Consider the following 15,887-nt stretch of genomic DNA (forward strand, 5'->3'; position numbering starts at 1 on the left):
CTGCTGCTCCTGGAACCGCGCCTACCCGCGCGGGGGCAATGGGGACGGCAGACAGCAACGGGCCAGGCGCCCAACGCCGCAGCGCCAGACGATCAAGGCCACGCCCACCGCGTGCCGGGTCTTGTCCCTCAGGCCGGTCTCCGGGCTCGCGAGTGGAAGCAGACGCTTCCCAGGCCTGCGCCTTCCCATGCAAGCACAGTGGCGTGACGTGCAGACCCTTGTCTCGCCCACCGTTGCGGGGGCAGCTCCGGAATTGCGACCCGCCCAAGGCGAGCCGCGCACCGGATTCCCGTTTAAACCACCGCAACTGCGGCAGTCACCTCAGGGGCGCGCATGGTAGCAGGCGCCCCAGAGGTCTGCGACCACCGGCCAAGCCAAGCGCGTCTCCACGCGCTGGGCGGTGAATGACCGCTTCCTTCTCCCGTGGGACATTGTTCTCCTTCATGGGGGAGAAGGGCTCAACCTGTCCTTCTCCCATTGGGAGAAGGTGCCCCGAAGGGGCGGATGAGGGTGCGACAGCGAGTCGATGGCGGAGCTCGACGTCGACTGCTTCATTGCGGACCTACCGCACCCTCACCCCAACCCCTCTCCCGCAGGAGAGGGGCTAAACCTCACGCCCCCTGCAGCGCCTGCTCCAGATCTGCCAGCAAGTCATCGATATGCTCGATGCCGATCGACAGCCGCACGGTGTCTTCACTCACCCCGGCATGCTCCAGCTCGGCCGGGCCCAGCTGGCGGTGCGTGGTGGACGCCGGGTGCGTCGCCAGCGATTTGGCATCGCCGATATTCACCAGCCGGGTAAACAGCTGCAGCGCATCCAGGAAACGCGCGCCGGCCGCACGCCCGCCGGGCAGACCAAACGTGAGCACGCCGGACCCGTGGCCGCCCAGATATTTCTGCGCCAACGCATGCTCGGGGTGATCCGGCAACGCGGCGTAGTTGACCCAGGCAACGCGTGCGTGGTGCTGCAGATACCTCGCAATGGCCAAGGTATTGGCGTTGATGCGCTCCATGCGCAGCGGCAATGTTTCGATGCCTTGCAGGATCAAGAACGCGTTGAACGGCGACAGCGCCGCACCGGTATTACGCAGCGGCACCACCCGCGCACGGCCGATATACGCCGCCTCGCCCAATGCTTCGGTATAGACCACGCCGTGGTAACTCACATCCGGTTCGTTGAGGCGCGGAAAGCGTGCCTTGTGCGCCGCCCACGGAAAGCGCCCGCTGTCCACGATCGCCCCACCGATGCTGTTGCCGTGCCCGCCTAGATACTTGGTCAGCGAATGCACCACGATGTCGGCACCGAAGTCGATCGGCCGCAGCAGCGACGGCGTGGCGACGGTGTTGTCCACGATCAACGGCACGCCGTGGGCATGCGCCACGGCCGCCACCGCCTCGATATCGGTGATGTTGCCGCGCGGATTGCCGATCGACTCGACGAACACCGCCTTGGTGCGTTCGTCGATCAAGCCGGCGAACGCCTGCGGGTCGCGATAGTCGGCAAAGCGCGTACTGATGCCGAACTGCGGCAGCGTATGCGCGAACAGGTTGTAGGTGCCGCCATACAAGGCGCTGGAGGACACGATATTGTCGCCGGCCTCGGCGATGGTCTGGATCGCATACGTCACCGCGGCCTGCCCCGATGCCAGCGCCAAGGCGCCGATGCCGCCTTCCAGCGCGGCCACGCGCTGCTCCAGCACGTCGTTGGTGGGGTTCATGATGCGGCTGTAGATGTTGCCCTGCACCTTCAGGTCGAACAGGTCCGCGCCATGCTGGGTATCGTCGAACGCATACGCCACCGTCTGATAGATCGGCACCGCCACCGCGCGCGTGGTCGGGTCGGGGCGATACCCGCCATGCACGGCGATGGTTTCAGGCTTCCACTGCGGATCGGTCATGGCACGGCTCGCTGCTGGACAAGGAGCCCGACGATACCCGGCCGCCGACCCGCACCTCATGACAGCCGGCAATGACGACATCGCCAACGATCAGGTCGTGCAGAGGCGCACGCGCGCCCGCCGTCGCTGCTGGCAACCCGACGCCCCTCAACCATCGCTCACCGCACCGGCTGATGGTAAACGTCGCGCAACATCTCTTTGTACTGATGCATGGGAGGGAGCCCCATGCTACGGCGACGCGCATCCAGGCCCGCTTCGTCCTCAGTGGGCTGCAGCGACATGTAGCCATCCGCACCCGTCTGAAACTGGGTGCCGTAGCGCTGCGGCTTCCCTTGCGCGCGCAAGACACGATCGGTGAGTAGCGCCACATCGTCAGGCGCCACATCCTGCCTGGCAAGCGCCGCTTCCATCAATGCCAGCACCTGCGCCTGAAACCCTGGATCGGCGTCGGAATGCTGTATCAAGGTCCATGCTGCTTTTGCGCCGTCTTCGCCCACCAGGCGCCGTCCCGGCCACCCCTGCGTCGCGACGATCTGCTTGAGCCATTCGGTGTTTTCGCGCATCACCGGCACGATCGATGCCCAGTCGGCTGGCTTGCCTCCAGCGGTGATTGCTGCATTTTGCGCATGCTGATCCTTCTCTACGCGCGCAAGCAGCTCCTGCCGCAATTGCAGATTCAACGCCGTCTGCTGCTGCGCACTGATGCGGTCGGCCTTCGCCAGCAGCGCAGGCCACCCATCCGTCTTTCGCAGCCGATTCAGGCCGGGCCGGTCCTTGCTGCGCAGATCATCGATGGAAATGCGCCCCCGTGGAATTTCCTCTTCGAGATAGCGTATCGCCTCGTCGGTCTGTTTCGCTGCCGCCAGACACTCTGCACGCAGGAGTTCGCCATTTTGCGGCAGTTCGCCGGAGGAGCGCTGCAGTGCGGCCATCACCTGGGCACAACCCGCGTAGTCCTCGGCCTCGTAGGCTTTGAGCGCGGCGAAAATATCCGGCACTTCCGCTGCGTGCAGGGCACCTGTTAATCCCAAGGCGACGCCGACATAGATCGGAACATACGCAAGACGCATCTGAAGTTCCTTGCCAGATGAGGTGTTCGAGGGAGGCAGAGCGCGGCAATCCGCCAGGCTCCAAAGCGGCCAGCATGCCGCAGGCGAGCCACCCCCGCATCCTGCGGGACGACTCGCCCTCCAATCAAGCCTTACCGAACTCCAGATGCCTGCCCTGCGCATGCGCGCGCATAACCGGCGCTGCGCCTCAGCCCTTGGTGAAAGCCAGCCGCCCGCCTTCAGCGCGCACTTGCACGGTGTCGCCGCTGAGGTACTGCCCCGACAGGATCTGCTGCGCCAACGGGTTTTCCACCTGCGACTGGATCGCGCGCTTGAGCGGGCGTGCGCCATACACCGGGTCGAAGCCGACATTGCCCAGCAATTCCAGCGCGGCATCGTCCAGATCCAGCTTGAGGCCGCGCTCGGCCAGGCGTTTTTCCAGCCCATGCAACTGGATGCGCGCGATCGACTTGATCTGCGCCTTGTCCAGCGGGTGGAACACCACGATGTCGTCCAGCCGGTTGATGAACTCCGGGCGGAAGTGCGCCTGCACCACGCCCATCACTGCGGCCTTCATCTGCGTATAGGCCTCGGCGCTGCCGTCGCCGGACAGCTCCTGGATCTGGTGCGAGCCCAGGTTGGAGGTCATCACGATGACGGTATTGCGGAAATCCACCGTGCGGCCCTGCCCATCGGTGAGGCGGCCATCGTCGAGCACCTGCAGCAAGATGTTAAAGACATCGGCATGCGCCTTTTCCACCTCGTCCAGCAGGATCAGTGAATACGGGCGACGGCGCACCGCCTCGGTGAGATAGCCGCCCTCTTCATAGCCCACATAGCCCGGGGGCGCACCGATCAGGCGCGACACCGAATGCTTTTCCATGAACTCACTCATGTCGATGCGGATCATGGCCTCGGTGCTGTCGAACAGGAAGTCCGCCAGCGCCTTGCACAACTCGGTCTTGCCCACGCCGGTCGGCCCCAGGAATAGGAACGAGCCGCTCGGGCGATTGGGATCGGACAGACCCGCGCGCGAGCGGCGCACCGCGTCGGAAACGACCTTGATCGCTTCGTTCTGCCCGACCACGCGGTGATGCAGCTCGTCTTCCATGCGCAGCAACTTGTCGCGCTCGCCTTCGAGCATCTTGTTGACCGGGATCCCGGTCCAGCGCGACACCACTTCGGCAATTTCCTCGGCCGTGACGCGGTCCTGCACCAGCTTGAAGTCGTGGTGTTCGACCTCGTTGGCCAGCAGCATCTGCTTTTCCAGCTGCGGCAGCACGCCGTACTGGATCTCGCTCATCTTGGCGTAGTCCTGGCGACGCTGCGCGGCCTCCAGCTCCAGCTTGGCGTGCTCGATCTGCTCCTTGATCTTGGTGGTGCCCTGCAACGCGGCCTTCTCGGACTTCCATACTTCGTTGAGGTCGGAGAACTCGCGCTCCAGCTTGTCGATGTCGGTTTCCAGATCGGCCAGACGCTGCCGCGAGGCGTCGTCCTTTTCCTTCTTCAGCATTTCGCGCTGGATCTTGAGCTGGATCAAGCGGCGCTCCAGGCGGTCGAGCTCCTCCGGCTTGGAGTCGATCTCCATGCGGATGCGCGATGCGGCTTCGTCCATCAGGTCGATGGCTTTATCCGGCAACTGGCGATCGGTGATGTAGCGGTTGGACAGCGTGGCCGCCGCGACGATCGCCGGGTCGGTGATTTCCACGCCGTGGTGCACGGCATAGCGTTCCTTCAAACCACGCAGGATGGCGATGGTGTCTTCCACCGTCGGCTCGCCCACGAACACCTTCTGGAAACGCCGCTCCAGTGCGGCGTCCTTTTCGATGTACTTGCGGTATTCGTCCAGCGTGGTGGCGCCGATGCAATGCAGCTCGCCGCGCGCCAGCGCCGGCTTGAGCATGTTGCCGGCATCCATCGCACCATCGCCCTTGCCCGCGCCCACCATGGTGTGCAGCTCATCGATGAACAGGATGATCTGGCCTTCGTTCTTGGAGAGGTCGCTGAGCACCGCCTTCAGGCGCTCTTCGAACTCACCGCGGAATTTTGCGCCGGCAATCAATGCGCCCATGTCCAGCGACAGCACGCGCTTGCCGCGCAGGCCTTCGGGCACTTCGCCGTTGATGATGCGCTGGGCCAGGCCTTCGACAATGGCGGTCTTGCCCACCCCGGGTTCGCCGATCAGCACCGGGTTGTTCTTGGTACGGCGCTGCAGCACCTGGATGGTGCGGCGGATCTCTTCATCGCGGCCGATCACCGGATCGAGCTTGCCGCTTTCGGCACGCGCAGTCAGGTCGATGGTGTATTTCTCCAGCGCCTGGCGCTGTTCCTCGGCGTTTTCCGATTGCACGGTTTCGCCGCCGCGCAGCTTGTCGATGGCCGCTTCGATCTTCTTCTTGTCGCCACCGGCCGCGCGCAGGGCCACGCCCAGCGGGCTGGCATCGTCGGCGGCAGCCAGCACGAACCACTCGCTGGCGATGAAGGCATCGCCATGTTGCTGGGCCAGCTTGTCGGTCTGGTTGAGCAGGCGATTGAGGTCGTTGCCGATCGACAGGTTGCCTTCCTGCCCGGAGACCTTGGGCAGCGTGTCCAGCGCCTCGCCCAGGCGCTCGCGCAGCAGCGGCACGTTGACGCCGGCCTGCGACAGCAGCGGGCGCGTGCTGCCGCCGCTCTGGTCGAGCAGCGCGGCCAGCACGTGCACCGGCTCGATGATGTTGTGGTCGCGGCCCACGGCCAGCGACTGCGCGTCGGCCAGTGCCTGCTGGAACCGCGAGGTGAGCTTGTCCATTCGCATGGGAAATCCTCTGAACGGGTGGCCGGCGACGCCGGCGATACCGTGCAGATGCGGTTGCCGGGCGGGGTTTCAAGGCTTGCCGGTGCCGGAGCCGGGCCGCGGCGAGGCAGGTGCCCGGCTCTAATCGGCATTGCCAGGCGGCGCACGCAGCCGGTGTGCGGTTGCGATGGCGCACCGCAGCCTCTTGCCTGCTGGTTGAGGGAGGACGCGTAGCGCAGGGCGCGGCGGCGGAGCCTTCGCGCCCGACGTCCGCTGCTAGACGATCCGCTGCAGCGGTGCCCCTCCGTGTCGCGCAGCCTCACGCGTGGCGTCGCGCCGCACCTCGCCCTTCGCGGCAGCCGCCTGCTCGGAGGTCTGCGCAGCTCCCAGCAGGCGCGACAGTACCTGCGCCTGGATCGCCGCCAGGGCCGGTGACCCGGGCGCACGCGGGTGCGCCACCGGCACCGCGACATCCAGGCCGACCTGACCCTGCTCGACCACCACGATGCGGTCGGCCAGCGCGCAGGCTTCGGCCACGTCATGGGTCACCAGCACCAGGGTGAAGCCGTAGCGCTGCCACAGCTGCACGATCAGCTGCTGCATTTCGATACGGGTCAATGCATCCAGCGCGCCCAGTGGTTCGTCCAGCAGCAGCAGCCGTGGCCGATGCACCAGCGCGCGCGCCAGCGCCACGCGCTGCCGCTGGCCGCCCGACAGCGCCGCCGGCCAGTCGCCGCCACGCGTGCCCAGCCCCACCGCATCCAGCGCGGCCTGGGCCTGCATGCGGCCGGCACGGCCCAGCCCCAGCGCTACGTTGTCGATCACCCGCTTCCACGGCAGCAGTCGCGCGTCCTGGAACATGAGCCGCACCGCATCTCGCTTTGCGGCAAGCGGCGCAGCGCCGCTCTCCACGGTGCCGCTGTCGGCCGCTTCCAGCCCGGCAATCACCCGCAGCAGCGTGCTCTTGCCGCAGCCGCTGCGGCCCACCACCGCGACGCAGGCGCCGGGGGCGATCTGCAGATCGATGCCACGCAGCACCTCGCTGTCGCCATAGCGCTTGCCGATGCCGCGCAGGCTCAGTGGCAGGCCGGTGTCGGTCGCGCTCATCGGCGCACCTGCGCACGCTGCTGGTGTGCCGGATGCCAGCCCAGCCACCAGGCTTCCAGGCCGCGTGCGGCCAGGTCGGCCAGCTTGCCGAGCAGCGCGTACAGCACGATCGCCACCACCACGATGTCGGTCTGCAGGAACTCGCGCGCATTGGTGGCCAGATAGCCGATGCCGGAACTGGCCGAAATGGTCTCGGCCACGATCAGGGTCAGCCACATCAGCCCCAGCGCGAAGCGCAAGCCGACCAGGATGGAGGGCAGCGCGCCGGGCAGCAGCACATCGACAAACAGCTGCGGCCCACGCAGGCCGTAATTGCGCGCCATCTCGATCAAGGCCGGGTCCACGCTGCGGATGCCGTGATAGGTATTGAGATAGATCGGGAAGAACGTGCCCAGCGCCACCAGGAACAGCTTGGCGCCCTCGTCGATGCCGAACCACAGGATCACCAGCGGAATCAGCGCCAGATGCGGCACGTTGCGCAGCATCTGCAGGCTGCTGTCGAGCAGCCGTTCCGCCACCTGCGACACGCCCGTCAACAGGCCCAGTGCCAGGCCGATGCTGCCGCCGATGGCCAGGCCCACCGCCGCGCGCCAACCGCTGATGGCCAGGTGCTGCCACAGCTCACCACTTTGCACGAGCGTGATGCCGGCACGCAGTACCGCATCGGGCGCAGGAAGAATGCGCTGCGGCAGCCAGCCCGTGGCCGCGGCAATCTGCCATGCCAGCAGCAATGCCAGCGGCAGCAACCAGGGCACCAAGCCAGCGCCCAGACGGCGTGCGCGGGCGCTCATTGCAGCACCGTGGCGGCGGCGCATCGCATTACCGCGTGTTGCATCGACACGTGGGCGCTCACCTGCGCGCGCGCAGGTCCCCGGTGCCGCATTGCACACGTGCATGCCATCGAGCGCATCACTTGCCCGCCGGCTGTGCAGCGGCAGGCGCAGGCGCGCGCCACACCGCCGGTGCCACCAGCACGCGCTTGGGCAGCAGGCGCTGTGCATGGAACAGGTCGGCAGTGGCTTGCTGGGCCTTGATGACCTGCGCATTGAGCGGCTGCACGCTGGCCGGCAGGCGGTGCGCCAGTGTGCGTTCGACCACTGCAGGCGGCAGCCCGCTCACCTGCGCCAGCACCTTGATGCTGCCGGCGCGGTCGCGCTCCAGCAGGCCATCGGCCTGGTTGAGTTGCACCATCACCTGTTGCACGAACGGACCCCACGCGGTGGCGTAGCGGCGCGACGACAGGAAGAACCCGCCGGTCAGCCCCAGCCCTTCGCCGTTGGCAAGCAGGCGTGCACTGCCATCCAGGGTCAGGGCCGAATACCACGGGTCCCAGATGGCCCATGCATCCACCTGCCCGGCCGCGAAGGCCGCACGCGCGTTGGCCGGCGACAGATACAACGGCGTGACGTCGCGCAGGCTCAGGCCGGATTTGGCCAACAAGCGCAACAACAGGTTGTGCGCGCTGGAGCCTTTCTGAAACGCGACGCGCTTGCCCTTGAGGTCGGCCACCGTGCGCAGCGTGCTCTTGGTCGGCACCAGGATGGTCTCGGCCTTCGGCGTGGGTGGTACCCAACCCACATACAGCAGGTCGGCCCCGGCGGCCTGCGCGAACAACGGCGGAATGTCGCCGGCGCCGCCGAGGTCGATGCTGCCCACGTTCAAGGCTTCCAGCAATTGCGGGCCGGCCGGAAATTCCACCCAGGTGATCCTGGTGCGCGGAAAGCGCTGTTCCAGCAAGCGATGCTGCTTGGCCAGCACCAGACTCGACACCGCCTTTTGATAACCGATGCGCAACTGCGCGGGCTCGGCCGCAAGCGCAGGCTGCACCAATACGATGCTGGAGAACAGCAACGCAGACACCCACACGGCCACCCAGCCCGCGCGCGCAGCTGTCAGCCGGCGGCGCGCCGCACGCAGCCAGCGCTTTGCACCTACCGTACCCGCCGCCTGCGTTTCGCCGCCACGCGCGGCCAACGGCTGCGTGGCCGTTTCGATTGTCGTTGCTGAAACGCAGTGACGCATCGGCAGCTTCCTCATTGCCAATCGGTGGAGGGTTTTTCCCAGAGGTTGATCCCGCCCTCGACCGCATGGCGATCGATCTCGGCCAACTCGTCTGCGGTGAACGCAGGCGCCTGCAATGCCGCCACGTTTTCGATCAACTGCTCCGGCCGGCTGGCACCCAGCAGGGCCGAGCTCACCCGTGGATCGCGCAGCACCCAGGCCAGCGCCAGCTGCGCCAGGCTCTGCCCGCGCCGCTGCGCAATGGCATTCAGGCCGCGTGCGCGTTGCAGGTTGTCGTCGGACAGGTGTTCGGGCCGCAAGGATTGACCACCGGGGCGATTGACGCGCGCATCCTCGGGAATGCCCTCCAGATACTTGCCGGTAAGCAGACCCTGCGCCAACGGCGTAAACGCAATCACTCCGGCACCGAGGTCGGCGGTGGTGTCCAGCAACTCCTGCTCCGGCCAGCGGTTGAACAGGTTGTAGGCCGGTTGATGGATCAGCAGCGGCACCTTCCACTCGCGCAGCAGCGCGGCAATCTCGCGCGTGCGCGCTGCCGAATACGACGACACGCCCACGTACAGCGCCTTGCCCTGCTGCACCGCACTGGCCAGCGCACCGGCGGTCTCTTCCAGCGGGGTGTCCGCATCGAAGCGATGCGAATAGAAGATGTCCACGTACTCCACGCCTAGCCGCTGCAGGCTTTGATCCAAGCTGGACAGCAGATATTTGCGCGAGCTGCCGCCCTGCCCGTACGGGCCCGGCCACATGTCCCAGCCGGCCTTGGTGGAAATGATCAATTCGTCGCGATACGGCCTGAAATCTTCACGCAGCAACCGGCCAAAGTTGATCTCCGCGCTGCCGTACGGCGGGCCGTAGTTGTTGGCCAGATCGAAGTGGGTGATGCCCAGGTCGAACGCGGTGCGCAGCAATGCGCGCTGGGTGTCGATCGGCGTGCTGTCGCCGAAGTTGTGCCACAGGCCCAGCGACAGGGCGGGCAACACCAGGCCGCTGCGGCCGACGCGGCGGTAGGCGATACGGTCGTAACGGTCGGGATGTGCGAGATAGCTCATGAGTGGTACCGGTTGATCAGCGAGCGCTGAAGCGATTGACGGGGCGTGCCAGCCCCAGATGATCGCGCAGCGTGCGCCCGGCATATTCACGCCGGAACAGTCCACGCCGCTGCAGCTCCGGCACCACGTGCGTGGCCACATCGGCCAGGCCGCCGGGCAGATGCGGCACCAGCACGTTGAACCCGTCTGCCGCGCCCTGTTCGAACCAGGCCTGCAACTCGTCGGCAATCTGCGTGGGCGTGCCGATCAGGCTGTAGTGGCCGCGCCCGCCGGCAATGCGCCGGCCAAGCTGGGCGATGCTCAGCTGTTCCTGCCCGGCCAGCTCGGTGAACAACTGCTGGCGGCTGCGCTGGCCGGTTTCGGTGAGCGGCAATTCCGGTAGCGGACCATCGGCCGGATAGCCGGACAGGTCGAAGTTGCCCAGCATCCGCGACAGCAGCGCGATGCCGACCTGCGGCTCCACCAGGTCCTGGAACTGCTCGAATTTTTCTTGCGCCTCGGCCTGGCTCTGCCCCACCACGATGAACACGCCCGGCAGCACCTTCAGCGCATCGCGCGTGCGGCCGAACTGTTCCAGTCGTCCCTTGATGTCGGCATAGAACGCCTGCGCCTTGGCCAGCGACGATTGCGCGGTGAACACCACCTCGGCGGTCTCGGCTGCCAGCGCACGCCCTGGCTCGGACGAGCCGGCCTGCACCAGCACCGGGTGGCCCTGCGGCGCACGCGCAATATTGAGCGGGCCACGCACCTGGAAGTGCGTGCCGCGGTGGTCCAGCACATGCGCACGCGCCGGGTCGTGATGCAGGCCGGCCGCCTTGTCGGCGATGAAGGCATCGTCGTCCCAGCTGTCCCACAGCCCGGCCACCACCTGCTGGAACTCGCGTGCCCGCGCATAGCGCTCGGCATGCACGTAATGCGCATCGCGATTGAAATTGAGCGCCTCGTCGGCGGCATCGGAGGTGACCAGGTTCCAGCCGGCACGCCCGCCGGAGAGATGATCCAATGAGGCGAACTTGCGCGCCACGTGATACGGCTCGTTGTAGCTGGTGGTCATGGTGGCGATCAGGCCGATGCGCTCGCTCACCGTTGCCAGCGCGCTGAGCAGGGTCAGCGGCTCGAACAGGCTGGAACGCGCCATCTGCGGGGCGACCGGCCCGCCCGCTGCGGCCAGGCTGTCGGCGACGAACACCGCGTCGAACCTGGCGGCTTCGGCAATGCGCACCATCTCGCGATATTGCGCAAAATCCAGCGTCTGCGCATTGACCTGCGGATGCCGCCACGCCGCCACGTGGTGACCGGTGGCCATCAGGAACGCACCCAGCGACAGCTGACGTGGCGCACTCATCGTGGACCGCCGCACGTGTCGCAACTCACCGTCACGTTCAAACCCATCGTCAAAAATCCTTGCGCACTTGCAGGCCCAGGTAACGCTGATCGTCGCGCGGTACCAATCGATAGACATTGCCGGTGGCGTTGGCCAGCAGTGGCGCGTACGACCGATCGCCGAGATTGCGTCCCAGCACCGCCACCCGCCAGCCGTGCGCATCGTCGGCCAGCGCGATGCTGGCGTTCCAGATCGCATACGGTCCCTGGATGGTCTGCGGGGTCTGGCTGAGGTCGTACTGCACGCTGTCCTGCCAGCTCACATCGCCGTTGAATTCGAGCGCCAGGCTGCCATGCAGCGGCAGGCGATAACCTGCGCGCAGATTCCCCTTCCAGTCCGGCGAAAACGGCAGCGGCCGGCCATCGACATTGCAGTTGGCCGCTGCCGCTGCCGGGCAGGCGAAGCGCTGGATGCGTGCCTGCGTATAGGCCAGCGAGGCGGCCAGGCTGAGCCGCTCGGTCGGGCGGTAGTCCAGGTCCAACTCCAGGCCCTGCGTGCGCACCTGGCCGGCGTTGATCAGCCGCGTCACCACCTGCCCGGCCACGGTGTCGAAGAAGTTGGCCTGGTAATTGGCGTATTCGGTATGGAACAGCGCCACGTTTGCACTCAGCCGGTCATCCAGGGCGCGCGCCTTCAAACCCAGCTCCCAGGCGTTGGAGGTTTCCGGCTTCAATGCCGGCGTGTCGCGCGGCTGCATGTTGAAGAACACGTTGTAGGCCGGGCCCTTGTAGCCGCGCGAATAGGTGAGGTAACCCGTGGTGCGCGCATCGAAGTCGTATTGCAGCCCGGTACGGCCCGAGACGCCGTTTTCGGCGGTGCTGCCGCTGCTTGCGGTGGCCGGCTGGATGCCGGTGACCGCCGTTGCGGAGGTGGACGCGCGCCGATGGTCATAGCCCAGCGTGTCGCGGGTGACGCGCACACCCAGCAAGGCGCGCAGATCCGGGCGCCAATGCCAGGTGGCTTCGCCGAACGCGGCATAGGTCTGCGCACGGGTGGCGTAGTCGGCCACGCCGACCGTGCTGGCAGTAGGCGAGGTGACGGTGCGGCGATAGGTTTCATCGCTGCGCGCGTGCAGGTAATACAGCCCGGCCACCGCCTCCACGGCGCGGTCGCGCGGGGTCTGCACGCGCAGTTCCTGCGAGTACTGCGTGTAACCCAGATCGCCCCGGTCATGCGATGCCGGAAACGCCGCACTGCGCTGGGCGGTGCGGTCGCCATCCTGGAATTGCGTGTTGTCCCACTGCCGCCATGCGCTGATCGAGGTCAGCACCAGCTCGCCGATGTGCTGATCCAGCTGCAGCGAGGCGCCCTTGTTGATGTCGTCCAGAGACGTGGGGAAATCGCTGTTGATCTGCCGGTTGTCGGCCCCGGCCCGCACCGGCGCCAGGGCGGCGGCAAAGTCGGCACGCGTGCTGGCCACCACTACCCCGCTGGGCGCATCGCTGTGGGACTGCAGGTAATCGGCCAACAGGGTCGCGGTGAAGTCGGGCGTGGGCGTAAGATCCAGCCGCAGCCGCGCACCGGCGCGTCGGTAGCCATTGACGGTCTGCCCATCGGCCACGTTGCGCACGTTGCCGCCGTACTCGGCCCACAACGCCGACACGCTGGCCTTGAGCACCTCCGGCAGCAACGCGCCCCCGATGCTGGCACGCACGCGGTCTTCGTCGCCGCCACCAAAGTGCGAGTAATCCACATAGCCGCCAACTGTCTCCGGCGCCGGCTTGCTGACGATGTTGAGCACCCCGGCCGAAGCGTTCTTGCCGAACAAGGTGCCCTGCGGCCCGCGCAGCACCTCGATACGTTCGACATCGAGCAGATCCAGCGTGGCCTGCCCGGGCCTGCCCAGCACCACGCCATCGATCACCGTGGCCACGCTGGGTTCCACCCCCGGCGAGGTGGAAATGGTGCCCACCCCGCGCAGGAACAACGAGGTGTCCTTGTTCGACGCGCCGGTGCGGAAGGTCAGGCTGGGCACCAGTGCCGGCAGGTCCGCCACGCTGTTGCGGTTCTCGCGCTCCAGCGTCTCGCCCTGCACCACCGACACCGCCACCGGCACCTGCTGCAAGGTGGTTTCGCGCCGTGTGGCCGTGACCGTCACTGCACCGAGCGTCTGCGCCGCGCCCGCCGGCGTCGCGGGTTCACCTACTTCATCCGCCATGGCTGGCGCACACGCCAGCGCCAGGCTCCATGCCAATCGTTGCGGGGTAGCCAACCACCTTGAAGCAGAAGCGATCCCGGCGGGGATCCGGTGTTGCACAGGCATGGAGGTCCTTGTGGGTGGGCGATATGGCGTATTCCGAGCGCGTTGCGGCCAGTTGTGCGCGCGTCGCTTGGCGTTCTGTCGCCAAGCCGGCCGGACCGCGCATGGCAGTAGGGCATGCTGTTTGCCGGCGCCGCGAGCGTCAAATAACCAATGTTTAGGTGGTTATTCACTCGCGCGTTGCGTGGTCGGGCCGGCCCGCACCGCCATCGTCGGTGCGCTGACGCTGTGCAGGCGCCGGCCAGCGGCGATAATGCGGCCATGGATGCACCCAAGCCCTGGTATCTGTATCTGCTGCTGTGCCGCAACGGCAGCTATTACGCCGGGATCACCAATGATCTGGAGCGGCGTTTCCAGGCGCATGCGCAAGGCACCGGCGCGCGCTACACGCGCGCCAATCCCCCACTGCAGATCATGGCCAGCCACCGCTACCCGGACCGCAGCAGCGCCTCGCGCGCGGAGTGCGCGCTCAAGCGTCAGCCGCGTGCGCGCAAGCTGGCGTGGCTGCTGGCGCAGCCGGCGGCTGTGGCCGGGTCACAGCCCGCTGACGCTGCGGTCACGCCCGACTAGCCGCGCATTGCTTAGGCTGCAGCGCCATTCGAACGCGGAGCAGCGCATGCACTATCAGCTCTACTACTGGACCGGCCTGCAGGGACGCGGCGAATTCGTCCGTCTGGCGTTGGAGGATGCAGGCTCCCGTTACACCGATGTGGCGCGCGTCGACGGCGATGAGGCCATGACAGCATTCCTGCAGGGTCGGCAGGACGGTGCACAGCCGTTCGCACCGCCCTTCCTGCGTGCGGGCGATGTCGTGGTGGCACAGGTGGCGGCGATCCTGCATTTCCTGGGGCCACAGCTGCAGTTGGTGCCCGAGGCCGAGGCCCAACGGCTGCAGGCGCTGCAACTGCAGATGACCATTGCCGACCTGGTGGCCGAAGTGCACGACACCCATCACCCGATCGGCGTCGGGCTGTACTACGAAGACCAGAAAGCCGAAGCGGCCAAGCGCGCTGAGGACCTGCGCGAGAACCGGCTGCCAAAGTTTCTGGGCTATTTCGAGCAGGTGCTGCACCACGCCGGTGGCGCGCATGCGCTGGGGGTGCACTCGTACGTGGATCTGTCGTTGTTTCAGCTGGTCAGCGGGCTGGACTACATGTTCCCCAGGCGCATGGCGACGCTTGCCAAGGACCTGCCTGGCCTCAAGGCCCTGCAGCAGCGCGTGGCCGAGCGGCCGCGGATTGCGGCCTATCTGGCCTCCGAGCGCCGTGTGGCGTTCAACACCAACGGCATCTTCCGCCACTACCCGGAGTTGGATGCCGACTAGACATCTGCGTGAAGCCTTCGCATGGCGGCCTGCAATCGTTGAAGCGTGCGTCGAATGCGCTCATCGCGCTCGCCGCCGCTGTCTTCAAACCGCTCGAAGACATGACAGACCGGGCCGCACGTGTGCGCCGCTGGTACAACGCACCCACCACTACCATCAGCGTCCCTGCAACAGTGCCGCGCGTATGGCGCGCAACTGCGCCTTCACTGCCTGCGCCTGGCTTGGCCCCAGGCGCAGGATCGCCTTCTGCCCGACCGACAAGCCTTCCAGCGCCGGATCCACGAAGCGGTAGCGGCCACGCTCGTCGCGCACGACGGCAATGGGCTGGCGTGGCTCCGGAGTCCGCAGCAGATGGTCGATCACATCGATCACGCGATCGTTGAAGTAACGGTCGGGCGCGCCCAGGTTGGCGTAGGCCTGCTGAAACAACGGGTAGAAGCGCACATAGCTGCGGACCAGTGCCTGCGCATCCACCGTGGTGAACGCGGTGACATACGGCGCGTAGCGCGCGGCGTTGGCCTGATCGATGACACTGTGATCGGCAGCGCTGCTGACTTGGAACTCGCCCGGCACCGGCTGCAGCACCAGGGCACGCCGGCTGATGCTGGGCTGGGTGAGATTGTCGATCATCACCACCACGCGCTCGATCAGGTGGGCACGCAGCACGATCGACAACGCGTCGTCTTGCTGCACCAGTGCCTGCAGTGCCTGCCACGCGGCCTCATCGCTTTGCGCCAACGCCGGAATCGCTGCGTCCGCCGCGTCGGGCGATGGCGTCTGCACCGGATGGCGGGGCCCGGCCGGCGCCGGCGTTGCCGGAGTGACCGCCGCCGCCACTGCGGTGGCGGTTCGGCTGATGGGCGCAGGCAGTGCGCCCGTCTGCTCGGATGGCCCGCTGAACAGCCACCAGGCAGCGCCGGCGATCACTGGCACGGCCAGCAGCCATGGCCAGCGCGAGGACGGTGTTTGCATCGTGGAACTCCTTACGTCGACAACATCCAGGGTGTGACCATGGGAT

Annotated in this window: 12 protein-coding genes and 1 riboswitch; of the genes, 2 read left to right on the forward strand and 10 right to left on the reverse strand. The window is 66.8% G+C overall.

Annotated features, from left to right (window positions below; genetic code table 11):
* Positions 1–113: 113 nt before the first annotated feature.
* A riboswitch (cobalamin riboswitch) is annotated at positions 114–339 on the reverse strand.
* A 272-nt stretch (positions 340–611) separates the two neighbouring features.
* The 9 genes from XnspCFBP7698_RS06295 to XnspCFBP7698_RS06335 all read right to left on the reverse strand — a co-directional run bounded on the left by XnspCFBP7698_RS06295 (position 612) and on the right by XnspCFBP7698_RS06335 (position 13,443).
* Positions 612–1,898, reverse strand: a complete 1,287-nt coding sequence (locus XnspCFBP7698_RS06295) for an aminotransferase class V-fold PLP-dependent enzyme (RefSeq protein ID WP_104579905.1) — start codon at positions 1,896–1,898, stop codon at positions 612–614.
* A gap of 158 nt (positions 1,899–2,056) precedes the next feature.
* Positions 2,057–2,968, reverse strand: a complete 912-nt coding sequence (locus XnspCFBP7698_RS06300) for a DUF6624 domain-containing protein (RefSeq protein WP_123137319.1) — start codon at positions 2,966–2,968, stop codon at positions 2,057–2,059.
* Between the two features lie 187 nt (positions 2,969–3,155).
* Positions 3,156–5,741, reverse strand: a complete 2,586-nt coding sequence (gene clpB / locus XnspCFBP7698_RS06305) for an ATP-dependent chaperone ClpB (protein ID WP_047695089.1) — start codon at positions 5,739–5,741, stop codon at positions 3,156–3,158.
* A gap of 255 nt (positions 5,742–5,996) precedes the next feature.
* On the reverse strand, positions 5,997–6,827 hold the full coding sequence (locus XnspCFBP7698_RS06310) for an ATP-binding cassette domain-containing protein (RefSeq protein WP_123137320.1): 831 nt from the start codon (positions 6,825–6,827) through the stop codon (positions 5,997–5,999).
* Positions 6,824–7,618: an aliphatic sulfonate ABC transporter permease SsuC gene (gene ssuC / locus XnspCFBP7698_RS06315; RefSeq protein ID WP_123137321.1), complete on the reverse strand. Its 795-nt coding sequence runs from the start codon at positions 7,616–7,618 to the stop codon at positions 6,824–6,826. The genes XnspCFBP7698_RS06310 and ssuC overlap by 4 nt, the downstream gene beginning before the upstream one ends.
* Positions 7,619–7,736: 118 nt before the next feature.
* A complete protein-coding gene (locus XnspCFBP7698_RS06320) occupies positions 7,737–8,849 on the reverse strand; it encodes an aliphatic sulfonate ABC transporter substrate-binding protein (protein WP_123137322.1) in 1,113 nt (370 codons plus the stop codon).
* A gap of 11 nt (positions 8,850–8,860) precedes the next feature.
* Positions 8,861–9,901 (reverse strand): L-glyceraldehyde 3-phosphate reductase, encoded by a 1,041-nt coding sequence (mgrA, locus tag XnspCFBP7698_RS06325; protein WP_123137323.1) that lies wholly within the window; start codon positions 9,899–9,901, stop codon positions 8,861–8,863.
* 16 nt (positions 9,902–9,917) lie between these two features.
* Entirely contained in the window at positions 9,918–11,246 is a 1,329-nt protein-coding gene (locus tag XnspCFBP7698_RS06330; protein WP_104579911.1) for an LLM class flavin-dependent oxidoreductase, read from the reverse strand.
* Positions 11,247–11,295: 49 nt separating this feature from the next.
* Entirely contained in the window at positions 11,296–13,443 is a 2,148-nt protein-coding gene (locus XnspCFBP7698_RS06335) for a TonB-dependent receptor (RefSeq protein WP_104579957.1), read from the reverse strand.
* A 363-nt stretch (positions 13,444–13,806) separates the two neighbouring features.
* On the opposite strand from XnspCFBP7698_RS06335, the gene XnspCFBP7698_RS06340 reads away from it, so the two are divergent.
* Together XnspCFBP7698_RS06340 and XnspCFBP7698_RS06345 are read left to right on the forward strand one after the other, a co-directional pair.
* A complete protein-coding gene (locus XnspCFBP7698_RS06340; protein WP_039405696.1) occupies positions 13,807–14,115 on the forward strand; it encodes a GIY-YIG nuclease family protein in 309 nt (102 codons plus the stop codon).
* Positions 14,116–14,161: 46 nt separating this feature from the next.
* Positions 14,162–14,869 (forward strand): glutathione S-transferase, encoded by a 708-nt coding sequence (locus XnspCFBP7698_RS06345; RefSeq protein WP_104579912.1) that lies wholly within the window; start codon positions 14,162–14,164, stop codon positions 14,867–14,869.
* Between the two features lie 156 nt (positions 14,870–15,025).
* Here the strand turns inward: XnspCFBP7698_RS06345 and XnspCFBP7698_RS06350 are convergent, their stop codons facing one another.
* The gene (locus tag XnspCFBP7698_RS06350) at positions 15,026–15,841 is read right to left on the reverse strand and encodes a DUF3014 domain-containing protein (protein WP_104579913.1); all 816 of its coding nucleotides are present in this window, start codon (positions 15,839–15,841) and stop codon (positions 15,026–15,028) included.
* Positions 15,842–15,887: the final 46 nt, after the last annotated feature.

The organism is Xanthomonas sp. CFBP 7698, from assembly GCF_003600855.1.
In the GTDB taxonomy this organism is placed as follows: Bacteria; Pseudomonadota; Gammaproteobacteria; order Xanthomonadales; family Xanthomonadaceae; genus Xanthomonas; species Xanthomonas cannabis.